The following is a 19,872-nucleotide window of genomic DNA, read 5'->3' as shown; positions in this document are numbered from 1 at the left end:
TGTCGTTGATAGCTTCCGGATCATGCAGCCCGTCAGTGAGAACGAGATCCGCGCGTCCTTTGTGAACTGTTCGAGGGGCGAGGCCCGCCGACTCACCCTCCCCGCGGGCTTCGCCGAGACCCCCTGGTCCGACCTGGACTTCCTCGGGTGGCGCGACCCCAAGGCACCCGACCGCGGCTACGTGGTCACGTGGCGGGACGGCGACCCGGTGGGCTTCGCCCTGCGCGCCTCCACGGGCGCACGCAGGAGCCTGCTCAAGTCCAGCATCTGCTCGGTCTGCGTGACACCGCAGTCCGGCTCCGGCATCGCGCTGCTCGTCGCCCCGAAGGCGGGCGCGGCGGGCCGCCAGGGCAACTCGGTCGGCCTGTACCTCTGCGCGGACCTGGCCTGCTCCCTCTACGTACGCGGGAAGAAGAGCACGGTGCTCACCCGCCGCATGGAGGAAAGCCTCACGCTGGAGGAGCAGAACGCCCGCACCCTGCGGAACCTCGACGGGTTCCTGGACCAGATCATCGGCGCGTAGCGCCCGGCGCGTGCCGGGGCCTAGACCGCGCGCGGATCCACCATCTGCAGCGCGAGCGTCGCCGACGGCTGCGCCAGCCCCGGGCCGCCCGCCTCCGCCCAGGCGAGTATCCCGTCGAGCGACTCGTCGTCCGTGACGAAGCCGACCCAGGCCGCACGCCCGCCGCGCCTGCGCCCCTCGGAGGACGGCTGGACCACGACCAGGTTGGCCTGGCCGCACGGACCGAGGCAGTCGCTCGTGCGCACCGTGAACCGGCCCCGCGAGGCCGCCGCCGCGGAGCGCAGCCGCTCCAGCTGCCAGTCGTGGTCGATGCCGGGGTTCTTGCGCGCGTCGCCGCAGCAGCAGCCCCGGCACACGACGAGCGTGCAGGGGCGGCGGGCTGCGGCACCGATGGAGACGACGGGACTCATGCCGTGATCATCTCAGCACGCGAAAGGCGCGATCATCGCAGGTACGTGATCAGCCCAGGTACGCGAGGCCGGGGTGCACCGCCCGGTAGCCGTCCACCAGGCGTCGTGCCACGGTCACCGAGTCGACCAGCGGGTGCAGGGCGAACGCCTTGACGGCGGTGGCCGACGAACCGCTGTCCGCCGCCGCGAGCACCTCGCGTTCCACCGCCTTGACCGCGCACACCAGACCCGTGGCGTGCCCGGGGAGCGGCGAGACCGACATGGGGTGGGCGCCGTTGGCGTCGACGGAACACGGCACCTCGATGACGGCGTCCGCGTCGAGCGCGGAGAGGGTCGTGCCGTTGCGGACGTTGAGGATCAGGGTCGCCCGTTCGTCGCGCGCGATGGCCCGCATCAGGGCGAGGGCGACCTTCTCGTACCCACCGGATTCCAGGTCCTCCTCGGCCCGCTCCCCCACGCCCGCCGCTTCCCTGTTCTCCGCCATGTACGCCGCCTCGCGCTCGGCGAGTGTCGTGTTCCAGGTCTTGAGGGCGGGGGTGTCGGCGCTGCGCATCTCGTCGTAGAAGCGGGCCTGTTGGTCGTGGAGGAAGGCGCCGCGGGTCCGTGCGGCCTGCTGGTAGGCGCGCACGGTGTCGCGGTTGAAGTAGTAGTAGTGCAGGTATTCGTTGGGGATCATGCCGAGCGTCTGCAACCATTCGGCACCGAACAGCCTGCCCTGCTCGAAGGAGCCGAGGAGGCCGGGATCGGCGAGCAGCCGCGGCAGTTCGTCGCGGCCCGCGATGTGCAGCCCGCGCAGCCAGCCGAGGTGGTTGAGGCCCACGTAGTCGATGAAGGCTTCGTCGGGGTTGCCGCCGAGCACCTGCGCCACCCGGCGGCCGAGGCCCACCGGTGAGTCGCAGATGCCGACGACGCGGTCGCCCAGGTGGCGTGCCATGGCCTCGGTGACCAGGCCCGCGGGGTTGGTGAAGTTGATGACCCAGGCGTCGGGGGCGAGCCGGGCGACGCGGCGGGCGATGTCGACGGCGACGGGCACGGTGCGCAGGCCGTACGCGATGCCGCCCGCGCCGACCGTCTCCTGTCCGAGGACGCCCTCGGCGAGGGCGACGCGCTCGTCGGCGGCGCGCCCCTCCAGGCCTCCGACGCGGATCGCGGAGAACACGAAGTCGGCGCCGCGCAGCGCCTCGTCGAGGTCGGTGGTGGCGGTGACGGTGGGCGCGTCCGGGATGCCGACGGCCTGATCGGCGAGTACGCGGGTGACGGTGCCGAGCCGTGCCGCGTCCAGGTCGTGCAGGACGACGTCGGTGACGCGGCCCTCCGCGCGATCGCCGAGGAGGGCCCTGTACACGAGCGGCACGCGGAACCCGCCACCTCCCAGAATTGTCAGCTGCATCTCCGAACCGCCTTCCGTTGAACCGTTATCACCGGGGCTCACGTTACGTACGATGACGCCGCAGCGACTCGACCCCACGTCCGACCCGTACGTCCGACCCCCACGGAGGTAGCGCCAGATGACCGTCTGGAAGGCATCAACCGCCCTGTTCGGCGCCGTCGCACTGGCGGTGATGACGGGCGGCGGCGCCTCGGCCGCGCCCGCGACGCCCGGTGGCTGGCAGGAGTCCGGCACCTCGCGGGTCAACTCCCTGACCGGCAGTCAGGGCCTCGCCAGCCGCGCCGACGGCAGCCTCCTCCACCGAGGTCTCGGCTCGATACCCCTCGACCTGCGCATCAAGGGCTGGGGGCACATAGGTGACCCCGACATCGCGAAGGGTCACACCTTCGACGCCTACCAGGGCGGCGACAGCGCGCGGTCGAAGATGTTCGCCGTGACCACCCCGGACGGCAAGCGGCACCTCTACGAGCACAAGCTCGACGCGGGCGAGAAGCTCAACAACTCCTTCGCGGCCGTCTCCCCCGACAACCAGTGGCTGGTGTCCGGCGAGTGGGGCGACCAGAGCCGCCTCCAGGTGTTCCCCGCGCCCCTCCTCAACTCCTCGACCCCGCCCGCCGGCGGCACGCTCCCGCAGGCCGGGCAGATCACGCTCGACAAGCCGGTGCGCGACATCCAGGGCTGCGACTTCGTCTCCGACACACGTCTGGTGTGCGCCTCCAACGACGCGTCGAAGGAGCTGTGGCCCGAGGACAGGCCGGTGCTCCAGGTCGACCTGGAGCGGCCGCTCGACGGGAAGCCGGTGACCGGCCGCGTCGCGAGTCTCTTCGCCGCTCCGCAGCGCAGCATCTGCTCCGGCTCGTTCGAGACCGAGGGCATCGACTACGACTCCGCGCGCCGCACCCTGCGCGTCGAGGTCGTGCCGCCCGCGCCGTGTCTCGTGACGACGACGGTGTACGCGTACAAGCCGACGACCGGCTGAGAGCCCGTCTTCGGGCGCACGCCCCGTCCGTCCGTGTCCGTCTTCCGGACCGTACGTGTGGGGCGCCGCGCGGCAGGGGAAGGTCGTGATCATGACACAGCACGACCAGGTGACCGCGGCCGTCCCCGCCCATGAACGGCGCCCGATACGACAGCTTCTCGCGGCGTCGGTCGGCAACGCCGTCGAGTGGTACGACTGGTACGCGTACACGTTCCTCGCCACGTACATCGCCGACCAGGTCTTCCCGAAGAGCTCCGGCAACTCGCTCGTCCCGCTGCTCTCCACCTTCGCCGTCTTCGCGGTCGGGTTCTTCATGCGGCCCGTCGGCGGTCTGCTCATGGGCGCGGTCGCCGACCGGCGTGGTCGGCGGGCCGCGCTGACCGTGACGATCCTGCTGATGGGCGGCAGCAGCCTGCTGGTCGGCCTGACCCCGACGTACGCCTCCGTGGGCGTGCTCGCGCCGGTCGTCCTCGTGCTCGCCCGGCTGCTCCAGGGACTCTCCGTGGGCGGCGAGTTCGCCGCGTCGACGACGTTCCTCGTCGAGTCCGCGGGACCCGGGAGGCGCGGCCTCTTCTCCAGTTTCCAGTACGTCTCCACGAGCGCGGGCCAGCTCGCCGCGTCCGGGGTCGCCGCGCTCCTCGTCGCCCTGCTCTCCGACGGGCAGATGGACGGCTGGGGCTGGCGGCTGCCCTTCATCGTCGGGGCCGCGCTGAGCCTGGTGGGGTTCTGGATCAGGCAGGGCGCGCACGAAACGCACCGGGCGCCCGCCGAGGACGGTGACCGGCCCGGGCTCTTCGACGCGCTGCGGCACCATCCGCGCCAGTCCCTGCTGATCTGCGGCATCACGGCGGGCGGCACCCTCGCCTATTACACCTGGACGTCGTACCTGCCGACGTACGCCGAGCTGAACACCGACATCAGCAAGAGCCAGGCGCTCGTCGCGGGCACGGTCGCGCTCGCGTTCTTCGCGGTGCTCCAGCCGGTCGGCGGCCTGCTGTCCGACCGGGTCGGGCGCAGGCCGCTGCTGCTCTTCTTCGGCATCGGCTTCGCTGCCCTGAGCGTGCCGCTGCTCAAGTCCCTCACGGGCTCCTTCATTTCGCTGCTGCTCGTGCAGTGCGCGGGCATGGTGCTGCTCACCGGGTTCACCTCGATCTCGGCCGCGGTGAACGCGGAGGTGTTCCCGGCGAGGGTGCGGGCGGCCGGGATCGGCTTCCCCTACTCGCTCACCGTGGCCCTGTTCGGCGGCACGGCCCCGTACATGGGAACGCTGTTCAAGGAGATCGGGTCTCCGGGGCTGTTTCCCGTGTACGTGGCCGTGCTCTGTGTCGTCTCTTCGGCCGTTTATCTGCGGCTTCCGGAGACCGCGCACCGGCCGCTGGAGCGGTGAGTTCTTCGTCTGCCGGTCCGTCGTGGCTGATCGCGCGGTTCCCCGCGCCCCTAGCTGGTCCGGGGTACCTCGGCGATCGCACGGCCTGCCCAAGCGGGGGCCGGTTCCGTCAGAGACTCGAGGCGGTCGCGGATCTCTCCCGGGAAGGGGGTCGCGCGGCCCGCGTTCCGGTCGACGTGGAGCGCGAGCAGTTCGGTGGTGGCCACGGGGGCCGCGTCCGGGGCCGGTTCGTCGTCCTCGTCCTCCACGACGTACATCTCGTGCGTGAAGCGCGCCTTCTTGGCGTCCGCGCCCAGCAGGCGGGTGCGGACGGCGAGATGGGCGCCTTCGGAGACGTCGTCGAGGTACCGCACGTGCGCCTCGACCGTGTAGAGGGAGCAGCCGGTGGACTCGCGGTAGCCGGCGTGCAGGCCCGTCTCGATCATCATGGCGTCCGTGGCGTAGCCGAAGACGAGGACGTAGAAGGCCTCGCTCATGTGGCCGTTGTAGTCGATCCACTCGGGACGGACGCGGTGCCGGGCCAGCGGCAGCGACTCGCTCACTTCCGGCCTCCGTTCAGACGGCCCGTGGCGCGCAGGACGTCGATGACGCCCTGGTCGCGTTCGGCGACGAGGTCCGCGATGGTGCGGCCGTCCGCCGCGTCGTCGCATCCGGCGACCACGGCGTCGTACAGCTTCTTGTCGAGCTCGGGCGCTTCGAGCCGCGTCCAGGGTGATTTCAGGGACGGGCCGAAGTGGTCGAGCATGTGGGCCATGCCGCCCTCGCCGCCCGCGAGCGCGAAGGTCAGCATCGGGCCCATGAACGCCCAGCGCAGGCCGGGGCCTTCGGTAATGGAGTCGTCGATCTCGCGCACGGTGGCCTCGCCGTTGGCGACCATGTGCAGGGCCTCGCGCCACAGGGCTTCCTGGAGGCGGTTGGCGATGAAGCCGGGGACTTCGCTCTTCATGGTGATCACGGACTTGCCCGCGACCTCGTAGAAGCGGGACGCCCACGCCACGGCTTCGGCGTCGGTCCGCTCGCCGCCGACGACCTCGACGAGGGGTATGAGGTACGGCGGGTTGAAGGGGTGCCCGACGACGAGGCGGCCCGGGGTCGCGGCCCCGGTCTGCATGTCGGTCATCGGGTAGCCGGACGTGGAGGAGGCGATGACGATGCCGGCGGGGGCGGCGGCGTCCAGGCGCGCGAGCAGGTCGCGCTTGAGCTCCAGCTTCTCGGGCGCGCTCTCCTGCACGAACTGGGCGTCGGCGACGGCCTCTTCGAGGGTCGCGGTGACGGTGAGGCGGTCCTGCGATGCGCCTTCGGCGAGCCCGAGCTGGGTGAGGGCGGGCCAGGCGGCCTCGACGAGGCGGCGCAGCTTCCGCTCGGCGTCGGGGGCGGGGTCCCAGGCGGTGACGTCGTAGCCGCGGGCCAGGAAGTGGGCGACCCAGCCGCCGCCGATGACACCGGCGCCGACGCAGGCGACGCGGCGTACGTCTTCAGGGGTGGTGGTGCTGCTCATGGTGATGTCCTCAGTGGGGGGCAGGCGTAGGGGCGTCGGTGTGGCGTCAGGAGCGGGGCTTCAGGCCGAGCTTCTGGCGGGCCTCGTCCGGGGTCGCGACGCGCGAGCCGAGGTTCTCCGTGATCTGCACGGCGCGCTCGACGAGCTGGGCGTTGGTCACCTTGTTGCCCTTGCCGAGGTACAGGTTGTCCTCGAGGCCGACGCGGACCTGGCCGCCGAGCAGGATGGACTGGGCGACCCACGGCATCTGCATGCGGCCGAGCGCGAAGCTCGCCCACTGGGCGCCTTCGGGAAGCATGTTGACCATGGCCTGGAGGACGCCCGGGTCGGCGGGGGCGCCCCACGGGATGCCCATGCAGAGCTGGAAGACGGTGGGGTGGTCGAGCAGTCCCTCGGCGAGGAGCTGCTTGGCGAACCACAGCTGGCCGGTGTCGAAGATCTCCAGCTCGGGGCGGACGCCGAGCTCCTGGATGCGCTTGGCGCCCTGGCGGAGCATTTCGGGCGTGGAGATGTAGAGGTTGTCGCCGAAGTTGAGGGAGCCGCAGTCCAGGGTGCAGATGTCCGGCAGCAGGTCCTCGACGTGCGGGAGCCGGTCCAGGCTGCCGACGAGGTCGGTGCCGGGCAGCTCACCGAGGTCCTGCAGCGGCAGGATGGGGTCGATGACGAGGTCGCCGCCCATGCCTGCGGTGAGGTTGATGACGACGTCGGTGCCGGTCTCCTTGATGCGCTCGACGACCTCGCGGTACAGGCGCGGGTCGCGGGAGGGATCGCCGGTCTCGGGGTTGCGTACGTGGATGTGGACGACGGCGGCGCCCGCGTCGGCGGCCTCGACCGCCGAGGTGGCTATCTGCTCGGGCGTGACAGGCACGTGCGGGCTCTTGCGGACGGTGTCGCCCGCGCCGGTCAGGGCCGCGGTGATGATGACGTTGTCGTTCACGGGCATGCGGAACTCTCCCTCGGGGGTGGGGGGTTGCGTACGGGGGAAGTGTTCGTACGGGGGTCAGTGCGCGGTCAGCGTGGCGTCGACGTAGGCGATGAGGGACTCGTGCATGTCGTCGGGGCCCGCGCCGGGAGCGTCGGGCGCCGAGGCGAGGACCTGCGTGGCGAGGCCGTCGATCAGAGCGGTCAGGCGCAGCGCCGCCGCCTCCGGGTCGGCGAGCCGGAAGACGCCTTCGGCGATCCCGCGGCGGATGACGTCGGCGACGGTGGTGCGCCACTGCCGGTAGTAGTCGGCGTGCAGCCGTCCCATGGCGGTGGAGCGGGCGGCCTCCGCCCACAGGTCGAGCCAGACGCTCCACTGCCAGCGCTGCTGCGGAGTGCGGGGGATCTGGAGCTCGATGAGCTGGCGCAGTTCGTCGGCGGTGTCGGCGGCGTCCGCCACCCGGGCCGCGCGGCGCGCCGTGTCCTCGTCCATGCACCAGCGCACCGCGGCTTCGAGGAGGTCGTCGCGGCCCGGGAAGTGGTAGTGGATGGCGGCGGTGCTGGTGTCGCAGGCCGCGGCGATGTCCTGGACGCGGACGGCGTGGAAGCCGCGCTCCGCGATGAGGCGGACGGTCTCGCGGACGATCTGCAGGGGGCGGCCGCCCTCGGGCGCCACGGCACGTTCGCGTCGCGCGGCGGGCTCCGAAGGCCGCCCCGCGGACTCGGGGGGCCGGGCGGCGCCGAGCAGCCAGCCCGCGTCGACCCCGCCGGTGTCCGCGATGCGGGCGAGCTCCGCCGCCGTGAAGCGCCGGGTGCCGCCCAGCGACCGGGACAGCTTGGAGGGGTCCATGACGATGCGGCGGGCGAATTCGCGCTGGGTCACTCCGGCATCGGCGATCACCTTGCGGACGCGGTCCGCCACCTCGGGGTCGTACTCCATGGTCGGCGACCCTACCCGCACGTTGCGACAAACACAACGCACGGGCCCACACCCCCAGGGGCGGCCCTGCATATCTCGAGGCTCTGCGCAGAAATTGCGGTTCTGACTGATGGATCAGTCAGAACGGTGCGCCACGCCACAGCCCGGTCGTCCAGTCGTCTTCCTCCGCCTCTCTCCCTCCTTCTCTGTACGACACGCGACGCGACCAGGCGTGGGGAACCGTACGGCCCCATGAGGCACTCTTCCTCCTGTGTCGCACGCATCTTCGCTTCCCTCGCAGCGCCCGCCGCTGCCCGCCCCCGGACACATGGTCGTGTGCGGCGGTGACAACGTCCTGGCCCACCGGCTCGCCGCCGAACTCCGCGGTGTCTACGGCGAACAGGTCGTCCTCGTCCTGCCGTCCGGGGGCGGCGAGCCGAGCCGGCTGACGGGGCGGGCCCGGACGACCGCACTGATCGGACGTATCACCGCCGCGGTGTCACGGACCACCGGCAACGGCAACGGGTCCGCGCACGGCAACGGAAACGGGCACGGCACCGGTGAGGGCGGCGGCGCGGCCGACCTGCCGCGAACCCTGGAGGCCCCCGAGCTCACCGACGACGTCCTCGTCGACGCGGGCGTCCCGCAGGCCGCGGCGCTCGCGCTCATGCATGACGACGACGAGACCAACATCCGTGCGGCGCTCGCCGCGCGGCGGCTCAACCCCCGCCTCCGTCTGGTGATCCGGCTCTACAACCGCAAGCTCGGCCAGCACGTGGAGGAACTGCTCGACCAGGCCGCGGCCGTGGCGGGGCTTGCGACGACGGATGCCAGCGTCACCGTCCTGTCCGACGCCGACACCGCGGCGCCTGCCCTGGCGGCCACCGCGGTCGCCGGCACCAGCAAGGTCGTGCACGCCGACGGGCTGTTGCTGCGCGCCGTGGAGCGCACTCCCCCGGCGCCCGGCCAGGTGGCGCCCCGCGGTCTCGCCACCCTCGCACTGCTCTCGTCCACCGCCAACGACCCGGCGGGCGCCGAGGGTTCGGACGACGCGGGCGCCGGCGCGGGGCCCCGGCTGCTGCCGGACGACGCCGCCGTCGCCGCCGCCCCCGGCCGGGGCGCGCTGGTCCTGGAGACCGTCTCGTACTCGGGGACCGCCCCGCCACCCGGGTTCCTCGCGGGGCGCGGCGTGCCGCTGCGCGAGCTGTTCTCGCGTCGGCTGCGCTGGTCGGTGGCGGGGTTCGCGGCGGCCGTCGTCGGCATGGCCATCGCGTCGATCGTCACCACCGAGGACACCACACCGCTGCACGCCACGTACCTGACGCTCCTCGACCTCTTCTCGATAAACGATCCGGCGACCGACGGACCGATGAGCCGCCAGGTCCTCCAGCTCCTCGCCGGTCTCGTCGGACTGCTGCTCCTGCCCATCCTGTTCGCCGCCGTCCTGGAGGCCCTCGGCACCTTCCGTACCGCGTCCTCGCTGCGCCGCCCGCCGCGCGGCCTCTCGGGCCACGTCGTCCTGCTCGGCCTCGGCAAGATCGGCACGCGGGTCCTCGCCCGGCTGCGCGAGCTGGACATCCCCGTGGTGTGCGTGGAGGCCGACCCCGAGGCGCGCGGCATCTCCCTCGCGCGGCGCCTGCGCGTGCCCACCGTGATCGGTGACGTGACGGAGGAGGGCGTCCTGGAGGCGGCGAAGGTGCACCGCGCGCACGCGCTGCTCGCGCTGACCAGCGCGGACACCATAAACCTCGAAGCGGCCCTGTACGCGCGGTCGGTGAAGCCCGACCTGCGGGTGGCGCTGCGGCTGTACGACGACGAGTTCGCGACCGCCGTCTACCGCACCCTGCGCGCCGCGCACCCCGGCGCCCTCACCCGCAGCCGCAGCGTGTCGGCGCTGGCCGCGCCCGCCTTCGCCGGGGCGATGATGGGCCGGCAGATCCTGGGCGCACTGCCCGTCGAGCGCTCGGTGCTGCTCTTCGCGGCCCTCGACGTCTCGCTCCAGCCGCAGCTGACGGGCCGCAGGATCGCCGAGGTGTTCCGGCCCGGGGCGTGGCGCGTCGTCGCCCTGGAACGCGCGTCGGACCAGGAGGCGGGCCTCTCCTCCGGCCTGGAGTGGGAGCTCGACCCGGAGTACGAACTGCGCCCCGAGGACCGCGTCGTCCTGGCGGCCACCCGCCAGGGCCTGGCCGAACTCCTCGCGCGCAGACCACTGCCCGCGCAGCCCTGACGGGTTCGAGGACGAGCTCAGTCCGTGGCGGGCGGTACCGGCAGGACCTGCCGCAGATGCGGGTCGGGGTGGAAGTCCCTGCGCCACTCGCGCGGGTAGCCGACGGAGGCCTCGATGTGCGGCACGCCGTCGTGCACGGTGGTGCGCGGGATGTGCAGATGGCCGTAGACGACCGCCGCCGCCTCGTACTTCACGTGCCAGTCGGCGGAGCGTTCGGTGCCGCACCACAGGGCGAACTCGGGGTAGCGCAGGACGCGGGTGGGCTCGCGCAGCAGCGGCCAGTGGTTGATCAGGACGGTCGGCAGGCCCGCGGGGCGCGCGGCGAGGAGTTCCTCGGTGTGCTTCACGCGGGCGCGGGACCAGTCGTCGCGGGTCGCGTACGGGTCGGGGTGCAGGAAGTACTCGTCCGTGCAGACGACGCCCGCGTCGTGGGCGACCTCCAGTGCCCGCTCCTTCGTGTGCGTGCCCTCGGGGCGGAAGGTGTAGTCGTAGAGGAGGAAGAGGGGGGCGACCACGACGGGGCCGCCGGGGCCGTCCCACACGGGGTAGGGGTCCTCGGGCGTCGCGATGCCCAACTCCCGGCAGAACGCGACGATGTGCTGGTACCGCTCCTCGCCGCGCAGCTGGACCGGATCGTCCTTCGGCGTCCACAGTTCATGGTTGCCCGGCGACCACACCACCTTGACGAAGCGCCCGGCGAGCGTGCGCAACGCCCACTCGATGTCGGCCATGCGCTCGGCGACGTCGCCGGCGACTATCAGCCAGTCCCCGTCCGATTGGGGCCGGATCGTTTCGACGTACGTCCTGTTCTCCGCGTACGCCACATGCAGGTCGCTGATCGCGAGCAGCTTCGGAGTGTTCTCGGATGCCATCACGCTGCGAGGCTAACCGAGGCGGCCCGGCGGTGCGGCCGGCCGTCGTCAGTGGTGATCCCCTTCACCCCGCTGGATCGCCAGGTACTCCTCCGGTGTCGCCTTCGGCACCTGTGCCTTGGGGCCGTACATGGCACGGGCGAGTCGGGCCCGGAGACGTTCGGAGGGGCGGACCTTGCGGGTGACGCCGTTGGCGTCGACGACGGGGCCGATCTCGTAGGGGCGGGGCTGCTCGTGGGCGGTGAGGCGGTACAGCTCGGCCTGCGGCAGCCGTTCGTGGATCTCGACGTACTCGCCGTGCGGGAGGCGCCGAATGGTGCCGGTCTCCCTGCCGTGCAGCACCTTCTCGTGGTCCCTGTGCTGCAGGCCGAGACAGATCCGGTGCGTGACGAGGAAGGCGAGGGCGGGCACGACGAAGGCGCCGACGCGCACGAACAGCGTGATGTTGTTGATGGAGAGGTGGAAGTGGGTCACCCACAGGTCGTTGCCGCCGCCGACCATCAGCACGCCGAACAGCGCGAGCCAGGCGACGCCGAGCCCGGTGCGCACCGGCGCGTTGCGCGGCCGGTCCGCGATGTGGTGCTCCCGTTGATCGCCCTTGATCCAGGACTCGATGAACGGGTAGACGCCGATGGCGACGAGGATCAGCGGGAAGAGCGCGAAGGGGATGAAGACGCCCAGGTTGAGCGTGTGGCCCCAGGCACTGATCTCCCACCCCGGCATCACCCGGATGAGCCCCTCGGAGAAGCCCAGGTACCAGTCGGGCTGGGCCCCGGTGGAGACCAGGTCGGGGCGGTAGGGGCCCATCAGCCAGACCGGGTTGATGGTGGCCACCGCGCCCATGATCGCGAGGACGCCGAAGACGAGGAAGAAGAAGCCGCCCGCCTTGGCGACGTAGACGGGCAGGAACGGCGCCCCGACCACGTTCTTCTCGGTCTTGCCCGGCCCGGCGAACTGGGTGTGCTTGTGGTAGAAGACCAGGATCAGGTGGACGACGACGAGTCCCAGCATGATGCCCGGCAGCAGCAGGATGTGGATCGGGTAGAGCCGCGGAATGATGTCGTCCCCCGGGAACTCTCCTCCGAAGAGGAAGAAGGAGAGGTACGTCCCGACGACGGGGGTGGCGAGGATGGCGCCCTGCATGAAGCGGATGCCGGTGCCGGAGAGCATGTCGTCGGGGAGCGAGTAGCCGGTCAGACCGGTGACGATGCCGAGGAACAGCAGCGTCCAGCCGAACACCCAGTTGAGTTCGCGCGGCTTGCGGAACGCGCCGGTGAAGAACACCCGCATCATGTGCACGAGCATCCCGGCGACGAAGACGAGCGCGGCCCAGTGGTGGATCTGCCGGATGAGGAGGCCGCCGCGCACCTCCATGCTGATGTCCACCGTGGATTCGTACGCCCGGGTCATCTGGATGCCCTTGAGCGGCACGAACGTCCCGTCGTACGTCACTTCGGACATGCTCGGGTCGAAGAAGAGGGTCAGGTAGGTGCCGGTCAGGATGAGGATGATGAAGCTGTAGAGGCAGATCTCCCCGAACATGAACGACCAGTGGTCGGGGAAGATCTTGCGCATCTGGCTCTTGGCCAGGGTGTTGATGCCGAGTCTTCCGTCCGCCCAGTCGGCGATCCGCTCTCCTTTGCCCAGCCGTACAGGTCGTGCAGTCGTCCCGGTGCGCTCAATGCGTCCGCTCATGCGACTCCCTTTCAGGCGGTACCAGGGTAGGTCGCATGGGTGACGGATCCAACAGCCGGGAATGTGACAACTCAGTCCGGTGGTGTCAACCGGTGCAGTCGCAGGGCGAGTTGGATCTCCAGGGAGCGGGCGGGGGCGTTCCAGTCGTCGCCGAGGAGGCGCGCCACGCGTTCCAGGCGCTGCACCACCGTGTTCACGTGGACGTGCAGCGCCGTCTTGGCCTTGGTGAGGCTGCGGTCCTGGCCGAAGTACGCCTCCAGGGTGCGCACCAGCTCCGTGCCGCGTTCGGCGTCGTAGTCGAGGAGGGGGCCGAGTGTCGCTCCGACGTAGCCGCCGAGGTCGGCCTGTTCACCGATGAGCAGTCCGACGAAGCCGAGGTCGGCGAGGGCCGCGCCGTGCCCGGTGTGGCCGAGGGCGCGCAGCGCGGAGAGGCAGCGCAGGGCCTCGGCGTGCGCGGCGGGCAGTCCGGCGGGTCCGGTGGCCGGGCCCGCGGCGCCGACGGTGACCGGGGTGCCCACGGTCTGGCCGAGCGCCGCGGCGAGCGTGGCGGCGTCGATGCCGGGAGTGAGGGCGGGGGTCACGATGACCACGTTGTCGTGGTGGAGTCCTGCGAGGCCGCTGTGGGTGCGGGCGGTGCGGTGTGCGGCGGCGAGCAGTCTCGGCCGGGGCGCGCTCTCGCCGTGGGCGACGAACACGCCGTGCGGCCGGTCGAGCCGGACGCCGAGGCGGCGGGCGCGGCCGGTCAGCGCCGCGGGGTCACCGGAGGGGGCGAGCAGGTCGCCGAGGAGTTCGCCGCGTACGCGGTCCTCGGTCTCGGCGACGGACCGGCGAAGCAGCAGGAGGAGCGCGGTGACGATGCTCGCCCGCTCGAACAGCCGCCGGTCGGTGTCGGCGAGTTCGGGGCGTCCGGTGAGGGCGATGCTGCCGAGGAGTTCGGGACCGGCGAGGACCGCGCACACCCAGGTGCCGTCCTGCGGTACGGCGCGGCCGCTGGCGCGCGAGGCGGCGACGGCGGGGGCGGGCGGCGGCAGGGGGCCGGTGTTGGTGCGGGCCAGTTCGACGCCGTCCGCGTCGTGGATGAGGGCGCCGCCGTCGAGGAGTGCGGCGATGCCGTCGGCGACCTCGTCGGCGCCGCCGCCGCGCAGCACGAGGTCGGTGAGCTGGTCGTGGGCCTGTTCGGCGCGGCGCATGGCTCTGCTGTGCGCGCGGATGGTCTCGGTGGCGGCGTTGAGGTCGACGAGTGCGGCGCGGGTCTCCTCCAGGAGGCGGGCGCCGTCGATGGCGATGGCGGCGTGGTCGGCGAGGGAGGAGAGCAGCACGATCTCCTCCGTCGCGAAGTCGCGGGCGGCGCGGTCGGCGGCGTACAGCACGCCGATGACGCGCGACCCGAGGCGCAGCGGCACTCCCAGGATGGCCCGCAGTCCTTCCTGGAGGACGGCGCTGTCGATGGCGTCGGTGTGGTGGAAGCGGGGGTCCTGCTGGTAGTCGTGGGTGACGTAGGGGCGGGCGGTCTGCGCGACGAGCCCGCCGAGCCCCTCTCCCATGCCGAGCCGCAGCTGCTGGAAGGCGGCCGCGACGCTGCCGTCGGTCACCCGCATGTAGGTGTCGCCCGCGTTCTCGTCGTTGAGCGAGAGGTACGTGACGTCGGTGCCGAGGAGCAGTTTGGCGCGGCGCACGATGGCGCGGAGGACGGCGTCCGGGTCGCGGAGCGCGGCGAGGTCGCTCGCGGTGTCGAACAGCGCGGTGAGCTCGGCCTCGCGGCGGCGGTGCGCACCGAGGGTTCGGTGGACGCGCAGCGCGACGTCGGTGGCCTCGTCGAGGGCGGCGAGGTCCTCGGCGGCGGCGCCGGCCTCGCGGGCGCGCGCGACGGGGCGCGCGAAGTCCTCGGCGGGCGCGCCCCGGTCGAGCAGGTCGAGCAGCCTGCGCAGACCGGCCTGAGGTTCGGCGTGGTCCGCGCCCTGGGTGGTGGGGAGCATGGGGCGATGGTCTCCCGACGGGGCGGGTACGGTCGATGGCCTGCCCGGGATCGAGGACGGGCCGGCCGGGTGCATGGGGTGGTGGGCCTAGCCGTTGAGGGGGAGGACGGGGCCCTCACGTTTAGGTGCCGGGTCGGGTGCGGGCGCGGGCTCCGTGGTTTCGTCCGCTGCCAGGTCGCGTCCCCTCGTTTCCCTGGCGAAGTACACGGTGATGGCGGTGACGACGGCCGCGGCGCTCACGTAGAGGGCTACGGGGAGCGCGGAGTCGTAGTCCTTGAGGAGCTCCACGGCGATGATCGGGGCGAGCGCGCCGCCGATGATCGAGGCGAGCTGGGACCCCATCGACGCGCCCGAGTAGCGGACCTTCGTGTCGAAGAGCTCGGAGATGAACGCGGCCTGCGGCCCGTACATCGCGCCGTGGAAGAGCAGCCCGACGGTGACGGCGAGCGCGATGACGGGGAACGAGCGCGAGTCGATCAGCGCGAAGAACGCGAAGGCCCAGCCCGCCGTGCCGAGCGCGCCGATGAGGGTCACCGGTCGGCGCCCGACGCGGTCGGAGAGCGCGCCCCACAGCGGGATGGTGACGAAGTGGCACGCGGACCCGATGAGCACCGCGTTCAGCGCGTCGCTCTTCGGCAGGTCGAGGTGGACGGTGACGTAGACGAGGACGAAGGCCGTGAGGACGTAGTACGAGATGTTCTCGCCGAACCGGGTGCCGATCGCGGTGAGCACTTCGCGCCGGCTCGTGCGGAACACCTCGACAACGGGCGGCGTCTCCCGCGCTCCCGCGGCCGCTGCCGCCTCGGCCTTGCGCTGTGCCTCCAGGAAGACCGGCGACTCGGTGACGGAGATCCGTATCCACAGACCGATCATCACCAGCACCCCGGAGAGCAGGAACGGCACGCGCCAGCCCCAGGCGAGGAAGGCCTCCTCGGACTGGACGGCGGCGAGGAGTGCGAGGACGCCGGTGGCGAGGAGGTTGCCGCCGGGTGCGCCCGCCTGGGGCCAGGAGGCCCAGAAGCCGCGGCTCCTGTCGCCGCCGTGCTCGGACACGAGGAGAACGGCGCCGCCCCATTCGCCGCCGAGGGCGAAGCCCTGGACGAGGCGCAGCACGGTGAGCAGGACGGGCGCGCCGACGCCGATGGTCGCGTGGGTGGGGAGGAGGCCCATCGCGAACGTGGCGCCGCCCATCATCAGCAGGCTGATGACGAGGAGTTTCTTGCGGCCCATCCGGTCGCCGTAGTGCCCGAAGACGACGCCGCCCAGGGGCCGCGCCGCGAAGCCCACCGCGTAGGTGAGGAAGGAGAGCAGCGTGCCGACCAGAGGGTCGCTCGAGGGGAAGAAGAGGCTGTTGAAGACCAGCGCGGCCGCCGAGCCGTAGAGGAAGAAGTCGTACCACTCGATGGTGGTGCCGACGAGGCTCGCGGCCACGATGCGGACGATGCCGACGCGGGCGGGCGGAGCGGTTCCTTGCGAGGCCATGTGCACCACTTCCAGGAGTTCTGCGGGGACGCTTCCGTACCGGCACAAGGTAGGAAACCGCAGATCAGTGGCGTATATGGCGGAGCACCATGGTTGTGCGCCCGGTGATGTGACCGGACACCACGAGGGGGGCAAGATCGGACAGAAGTTACTTTTTGGTATGGCGTGACTTCCTTCGCGGCCAGCAGTAGAACTCGTTTCGATTCAGCCAAGAGTGAGGAAGGTCACATGAGTGCTACACCCAAGCGTAGCCCCGCTTCTGATGGGCTGTCACGCCGAAGATTCGTAGCAGGAACGAGTTCTATTCTTGGGGCTGCCGCGTTGGCGGGACACGGCACCGCGGCCCACGCCAGGACCGCCGCGCCCGCCGCGGCCGCCCCCATCGCCGACGGCGCCGCCGTCCCCGCCCTCGTGATCGGCTCCGGATACGGCGGCTCCGTCGCGGCCCTGCGGCTCGCCGAGGCCGGCGTCGACGTCCATATGATCGAGATGGGCAAGGCCTGGGACACCCCCGGCTCCGACGGCAAGATCTTCGCCAACACCACGAGCCCCGACATCCGTTCCTACTGGCTCCGCACCAAAACAAAGCAGCCCATCAGCAACTTCCTGGGCTTCCCGCTCGACAAGAACGTCCCGCGCCACACCGGCATCCTGGACGCCGAGGAGTTCGGCGGCATCATCGTCTACCAGGGCCGCGGCGTCGGCGGCGGCTCACTCGTCAACGGCGGCATGGCGGTCACGCCGAGACGCGAGAACTTCGGCGCGGTGCTGCCCACGGTCGACGCGGGCGAGATGTACGGCACCTACTACCCGCGCGCCAACGCGGGCCTCGGCGTGGCCACCATCGACCCCGACTGGTTCGAGACCGCCGAGTGCTACCAGTACGCGCGCGTCGGCCGCAAACACGCCCAGCGCTCCGGCTTCGGGTTCGTCTTCGTGCCCGATGTCTACGACTGGGACTACATGGAGAAGGAGCAGGCCGGCACCGTCCCCAAGTCCGCACTCGCGGGGGAGATCCTCTACGGCAACAACCACGGCAAGAAGTCCCTGCAACAGACCTACCTCGCGCGCGCCGGGGCGACCGGCCGGGTCACCGTCTCACCGCTGCACAGGGTCACTTCGGTCACCCCCGCGGCCGGCGGCGGCTACACGGTCACCATGGACCAGATCGACACGACCGGCACCACCACCGCCACCAAGTCCGTGACGGCCGACAAGGTCTTCTTCGCCGCGGGCAGCGTCGGCACCAGCAAGCTCCTGGTCAAGCTGAAGGCCACCGGCGCGCTCCCCCGCCTCAACGGCGAGACGGGCAAGGGCTGGGGCGACAACGGCAACGTCATGTGCGGCCGCGCGAACCACATGTGGGACGCGACCGGCAAGCTCCAGTCGTCCATCCCCACGGCCGGGATCGACAACTGGGCGGCGGGCGGCGCCTTCGCCGAGGTCGCGCCCCTGCCCACCGGGATCGAGACGTACGCCTCGTTCTACCTGTCGATCACCAAGAACCCGCACCGCGCCGAGTTCACGTGGAACGCCGCGGCGCAGCGGGCCGAACTGAACTGGCAGACCGCCTGGAAGCAGCCGTCGATCGACGCCGCGAAGACGATCTTCGACAAGATCAACGCGAAGGAGGGCACGATCTACCGGACCGACCTCTTCGGCACGTACAAGATCTGGGGCGACCACCTCACGTACCACCCGCTGGGCGGCGCGGTGCTCGGCAGGGCGACCGACAACTACGGGCGGCTGCCCGGCTATCCGGGGCTGTACGTCATCGACGGCGCCCTGATCCCCGGCAACACGAGCGTCAATCCGTTCGTCACGATCACGGCGCTCGCGGAACGCAACATCGAGCAGGTCATCGCGACCGACCTGTGAACGTGAACACGCTCCCGCATCTCATGAGCGCCGTTCCGCACGCGGTCAGGGTTTGGGCAGCACGCACACCGTGTCGAGGCCGAGCACGTGATTGAGCCGGCCGAAGGCGAGCCACGACCCGATGCTCATGCTCAGTTCGACGATCTCGGCCTGGCTGTAGTGCGCGGTCATCCGCGCCCAGAACGCGTCGTCCAGGTTGTGATGGTCCAGGGCGTACCGCTCGGCGTACTCCACGGCCAGCCTCGTGCGGTCATCGAAGGAGTCGGTGGTGCGCCACTGGGTCACCGCGTCCTCGAACCCCTCCTCGACCTTCTCGCCGTCCCGCTCGGTGCGCCAGTCCAGGCAGAACACACAGCCGTTGATCTGGGCGACACGCAGCCGCGCGGCCTCGAACTCGCGCAGGCCCAGGGTCGTGTGGGCGTACACCGCGAGCGAGAAGCTGGACGCCGCCGCGCCGATCCCGGGGACCATGTCGCCCCACACGTAAGGGATGGCGTCCTCGCCCTCGGGGATGTCGATGCGCAGGGGACCACTCATGGGTCACTTCCTTCCCAGTCGGCCGGCTGCCGGGCGCAGCGGGACGTCCAGCGCGTCGTAGAGGCCCGGTTCGGCGTCCACGAGCCAGTCGACGGCGTTCACCAGGCGGCCCACGGCCGTGGCGTTGCCGCCCGCGGAACGGTTCTCGTCCTCGTCGGTGGCCTCGACGGTGACCTCGATGCGCGGCCGGCCCTCGACGATCACCCGGTGGGCGCCGTCGCCGCCGCCGGGCGGGGCCGGCCAGTCCGGGGCGCAGGACGGGTGGATACGGGTGACGTGCTCGACGACGATGCGCGGCTCGCCCCCGACGATGCCCCGCACCTCGAAGCGCACCGCGCCCTGCGTGCCCGCGGCGAACTCCCCCATCGTCCGCGTCCGCACCGTGGCGTCCAGGGCCCGTCGGTCCAACGTCTCGCGTATGTCGTCGAGTCGTACGTCGAGTGCCCGCGCCATCAGCCGGATCTGCCCGCCCCACACCATCGTCGGAACGGAGGGGGCGAGCATCGGCGGCTCGTACTCCATGGGGTGCCCCATGCCGATCAGATGGCGGACCGAGTCCTCCTGGTCGTACGTCGAGTAGTCGAAGATCTCCTGGCAGCGGATCGCGTCGACGGTGGAACCGAGGCCGCTGACCAGCAGCGGCAGCACGTCGTTGCCCCACCCCGGGTCCACGCCGGAGACGAACAGCGAGCCCCCTCCGTCGGCGACGGCCGCGAGCACGGGGTCCCTGAACTCCGGGGGCGCGCCGCGCCGGTCGTAGAGCGGGTACAGCGCGGGTGTGACGACGACGGCGCCCGACCGCACCGCCCTGACGACGTCGGCGAGCGCCTCGTCGGGGCGCAGATCGCCGGAGGCCGCGTACACCACGGCCCGCGGCCGGGCGGCGAGGACCGCCTCGACGTCATTGGTCGCGGCCACGCCCAACGCCCTTCCCAGACCGGCCAGTTCACCGGCGTCACGGCCCACCTTCCGCGGGCTGTGCACCAGTACGGCCGCGAGTGACAGTGCGGGATGGGCCTCGACGGCACGCACGGCCGCGCGGCCGACGTTGCCGGTGCCCCAGACCACCGTGGGAATCATGCGCGGAGGGTAGCGAGGGGCGTCGACGGTTGACAGAGGCGCGGCCCGACAACAAAAGATACGTTCCCTTCCGCACCGCTCCGAAGTCGCGTACCGCC

The 19,872-nt window shown here is 71.4% G+C and carries 17 protein-coding genes; 5 read left to right on the top strand and 12 right to left on the bottom strand.

Annotated features, from left to right (window positions below):
- The first annotated feature begins 22 nt into the window (after nucleotides 1-22).
- Nucleotides 23-523, top strand: coding sequence for an FBP domain-containing protein (locus AC07DO_RS30370; RefSeq protein WP_479063914.1), 501 nt, complete (start codon nucleotides 23-25; stop codon nucleotides 521-523).
- Between the two features lie 20 nt (nucleotides 524-543).
- Here AC07DO_RS30370 and AC07DO_RS30365 read toward each other — a convergent pair whose 3' ends face one another.
- Together AC07DO_RS30365 and AC07DO_RS30360 are read right to left on the bottom strand one after the other, a co-directional pair.
- Nucleotides 544-933, bottom strand: a complete 390-nt coding sequence (locus tag AC07DO_RS30365; RefSeq protein WP_479063913.1) for a (2Fe-2S) ferredoxin domain-containing protein — start codon at nucleotides 931-933, stop codon at nucleotides 544-546.
- A gap of 49 nt (nucleotides 934-982) precedes the next feature.
- Nucleotides 983-2,323, bottom strand: a complete 1,341-nt coding sequence (locus tag AC07DO_RS30360; RefSeq protein ID WP_479063912.1) for a 6-phospho-beta-glucosidase — start codon at nucleotides 2,321-2,323, stop codon at nucleotides 983-985.
- Between the two features lie 118 nt (nucleotides 2,324-2,441).
- Here AC07DO_RS30360 and AC07DO_RS30355 point away from each other — a divergent pair, with 118 nt between their 5' ends.
- Both AC07DO_RS30355 and AC07DO_RS30350 read left to right on the top strand, forming a co-directional pair.
- Nucleotides 2,442-3,302, top strand: coding sequence for a hypothetical protein (locus AC07DO_RS30355; RefSeq protein WP_479063911.1), 861 nt, complete (start codon nucleotides 2,442-2,444; stop codon nucleotides 3,300-3,302).
- A gap of 91 nt (nucleotides 3,303-3,393) precedes the next feature.
- Nucleotides 3,394-4,689: an MFS transporter gene (locus tag AC07DO_RS30350; protein WP_479063910.1), complete on the top strand. Its 1,296-nt coding sequence runs from the start codon at nucleotides 3,394-3,396 to the stop codon at nucleotides 4,687-4,689.
- A gap of 50 nt (nucleotides 4,690-4,739) precedes the next feature.
- Here AC07DO_RS30350 and AC07DO_RS30345 read toward each other — a convergent pair whose 3' ends face one another.
- From AC07DO_RS30345 to AC07DO_RS30330, 4 genes are read right to left on the bottom strand one after another with little or no spacing between them, the layout of a single operon-like run.
- Nucleotides 4,740-5,231 carry a thioesterase family protein gene (locus AC07DO_RS30345; protein ID WP_479063909.1) on the bottom strand — a complete coding sequence of 164 codons (492 nt, stop codon included), beginning with the start codon at nucleotides 5,229-5,231 and terminating at the stop codon, nucleotides 4,740-4,742.
- On the bottom strand, nucleotides 5,228-6,187 hold the full coding sequence (locus tag AC07DO_RS30340; protein WP_479063908.1) for a 3-hydroxyacyl-CoA dehydrogenase NAD-binding domain-containing protein: 960 nt from the start codon (nucleotides 6,185-6,187) through the stop codon (nucleotides 5,228-5,230). Before AC07DO_RS30340 ends, AC07DO_RS30345 begins: the two co-directional genes overlap by 4 nt.
- Before the next feature lie 46 nt (nucleotides 6,188-6,233).
- Nucleotides 6,234-7,130 carry a beta-keto acid cleavage family enzyme gene (locus tag AC07DO_RS30335; protein WP_479063907.1) on the bottom strand — a complete coding sequence of 299 codons (897 nt, stop codon included), beginning with the start codon at nucleotides 7,128-7,130 and terminating at the stop codon, nucleotides 6,234-6,236.
- A gap of 57 nt (nucleotides 7,131-7,187) precedes the next feature.
- Nucleotides 7,188-8,048 carry a TetR/AcrR family transcriptional regulator gene (locus AC07DO_RS30330; RefSeq protein WP_479063906.1) on the bottom strand — a complete coding sequence of 287 codons (861 nt, stop codon included), beginning with the start codon at nucleotides 8,046-8,048 and terminating at the stop codon, nucleotides 7,188-7,190.
- A gap of 307 nt (nucleotides 8,049-8,355) precedes the next feature.
- On the opposite strand from AC07DO_RS30330, the gene AC07DO_RS30325 reads away from it, so the two are divergent.
- A complete protein-coding gene (locus tag AC07DO_RS30325; RefSeq protein WP_479064207.1) occupies nucleotides 8,356-10,254 on the top strand; it encodes a potassium channel family protein in 1,899 nt (632 codons plus the stop codon).
- Nucleotides 10,255-10,271: 17 nt separating this feature from the next.
- On the opposite strand, the gene AC07DO_RS30320 is transcribed toward AC07DO_RS30325, so the two are convergent.
- The 4 genes from AC07DO_RS30320 to AC07DO_RS30305 form a co-directional block, all read right to left on the bottom strand.
- A complete protein-coding gene (locus AC07DO_RS30320; RefSeq protein ID WP_479064205.1) occupies nucleotides 10,272-11,126 on the bottom strand; it encodes a metallophosphoesterase family protein in 855 nt (284 codons plus the stop codon).
- 48 nt (nucleotides 11,127-11,174) lie between these two features.
- Nucleotides 11,175-12,821: a cytochrome bc1 complex cytochrome b subunit gene (qcrB, locus tag AC07DO_RS30315; RefSeq protein WP_479063905.1), complete on the bottom strand. Its 1,647-nt coding sequence runs from the start codon at nucleotides 12,819-12,821 to the stop codon at nucleotides 11,175-11,177.
- 71 nt (nucleotides 12,822-12,892) lie between these two features.
- Nucleotides 12,893-14,797 carry a helix-turn-helix domain-containing protein gene (locus AC07DO_RS30310; RefSeq protein ID WP_479063904.1) on the bottom strand — a complete coding sequence of 635 codons (1,905 nt, stop codon included), beginning with the start codon at nucleotides 14,795-14,797 and terminating at the stop codon, nucleotides 12,893-12,895.
- 87 nt (nucleotides 14,798-14,884) lie between these two features.
- Complete coding sequence (locus AC07DO_RS30305; RefSeq protein ID WP_479063903.1) at nucleotides 14,885-16,279, bottom strand: MFS transporter; 1,395 nt, start codon at nucleotides 16,277-16,279, stop codon at nucleotides 14,885-14,887.
- Between the two features lie 228 nt (nucleotides 16,280-16,507).
- On the opposite strand from AC07DO_RS30305, the gene AC07DO_RS30300 reads away from it, so the two are divergent.
- Nucleotides 16,508-18,157, top strand: coding sequence for a GMC oxidoreductase (locus AC07DO_RS30300; RefSeq protein WP_479063902.1), 1,650 nt, complete (start codon nucleotides 16,508-16,510; stop codon nucleotides 18,155-18,157).
- Between the two features lie 45 nt (nucleotides 18,158-18,202).
- Here the strand turns inward: AC07DO_RS30300 and AC07DO_RS30295 are convergent, their stop codons facing one another.
- Nucleotides 18,203-18,694 (bottom strand): carboxymuconolactone decarboxylase family protein, encoded by a 492-nt coding sequence (locus tag AC07DO_RS30295; RefSeq protein ID WP_479063901.1) that lies wholly within the window; start codon nucleotides 18,692-18,694, stop codon nucleotides 18,203-18,205.
- A gap of 3 nt (nucleotides 18,695-18,697) precedes the next feature.
- Nucleotides 18,698-19,774: an NAD(P)H-dependent amine dehydrogenase family protein gene (locus tag AC07DO_RS30290; protein ID WP_479063900.1), complete on the bottom strand. Its 1,077-nt coding sequence runs from the start codon at nucleotides 19,772-19,774 to the stop codon at nucleotides 18,698-18,700.
- Between the last annotated feature and the right edge of the window lie 98 nt (nucleotides 19,775-19,872).

The organism is Streptomyces sp. NPDC045678 (assembly GCF_056432085.1).
The sequence above is the reverse complement of the archived record's forward strand: the minus strand, read 5'-3'. Positions and strand labels throughout refer to the sequence as shown.

What these genes read in the sequence shown, in the direction of transcription:
- AC07DO_RS30370 (WP_479063914.1), top strand. Translation starts at nt 23, where the DNA reads ATGCAGCCCGTCAGTGAGAACGAGATCCGCGCGTCCTTTGTGAACTGT.
- AC07DO_RS30340 (WP_479063908.1), bottom strand. Translation starts at nt 6,187, where the DNA reads ATGAGCAGCACCACCACCCCTGAAGACGTACGCCGCGTCGCCTGCGTC.
- AC07DO_RS30330 (WP_479063906.1), bottom strand. Translation starts at nt 8,048, where the DNA reads ATGGAGTACGACCCCGAGGTGGCGGACCGCGTCCGCAAGGTGATCGCC.
- AC07DO_RS30320 (WP_479064205.1), bottom strand. Translation starts at nt 11,126, where the DNA reads ATGGCATCCGAGAACACTCCGAAGCTGCTCGCGATCAGCGACCTGCAT.
- AC07DO_RS30295 (WP_479063901.1), bottom strand. Translation starts at nt 18,694, where the DNA reads ATGAGTGGTCCCCTGCGCATCGACATCCCCGAGGGCGAGGACGCCATC.
- AC07DO_RS30355 (WP_479063911.1), top strand. Translation starts at nt 2,442, where the DNA reads ATGACCGTCTGGAAGGCATCAACCGCCCTGTTCGGCGCCGTCGCACTG.
- AC07DO_RS30310 (WP_479063904.1), bottom strand. Translation starts at nt 14,797, where the DNA reads ATGCTCCCCACCACCCAGGGCGCGGACCACGCCGAACCTCAGGCCGGT.
- AC07DO_RS30350 (WP_479063910.1), top strand. Translation starts at nt 3,394, where the DNA reads ATGACACAGCACGACCAGGTGACCGCGGCCGTCCCCGCCCATGAACGG.
- AC07DO_RS30290 (WP_479063900.1), bottom strand. Translation starts at nt 19,774, where the DNA reads ATGATTCCCACGGTGGTCTGGGGCACCGGCAACGTCGGCCGCGCGGCC.
- AC07DO_RS30325 (WP_479064207.1), top strand. Translation starts at nt 8,356, where the DNA reads ATGGTCGTGTGCGGCGGTGACAACGTCCTGGCCCACCGGCTCGCCGCC.
- AC07DO_RS30335 (WP_479063907.1), bottom strand. Translation starts at nt 7,130, where the DNA reads ATGCCCGTGAACGACAACGTCATCATCACCGCGGCCCTGACCGGCGCG.
- AC07DO_RS30365 (WP_479063913.1), bottom strand. Translation starts at nt 933, where the DNA reads ATGAGTCCCGTCGTCTCCATCGGTGCCGCAGCCCGCCGCCCCTGCACG.
- AC07DO_RS30300 (WP_479063902.1), top strand. Translation starts at nt 16,508, where the DNA reads ATGAGTGCTACACCCAAGCGTAGCCCCGCTTCTGATGGGCTGTCACGC.
- AC07DO_RS30305 (WP_479063903.1), bottom strand. Translation starts at nt 16,279, where the DNA reads ATGGCCTCGCAAGGAACCGCTCCGCCCGCCCGCGTCGGCATCGTCCGC.
- qcrB (WP_479063905.1), bottom strand. Translation starts at nt 12,821, where the DNA reads ATGAGCGGACGCATTGAGCGCACCGGGACGACTGCACGACCTGTACGG.
- AC07DO_RS30360 (WP_479063912.1), bottom strand. Translation starts at nt 2,323, where the DNA reads ATGCAGCTGACAATTCTGGGAGGTGGCGGGTTCCGCGTGCCGCTCGTG.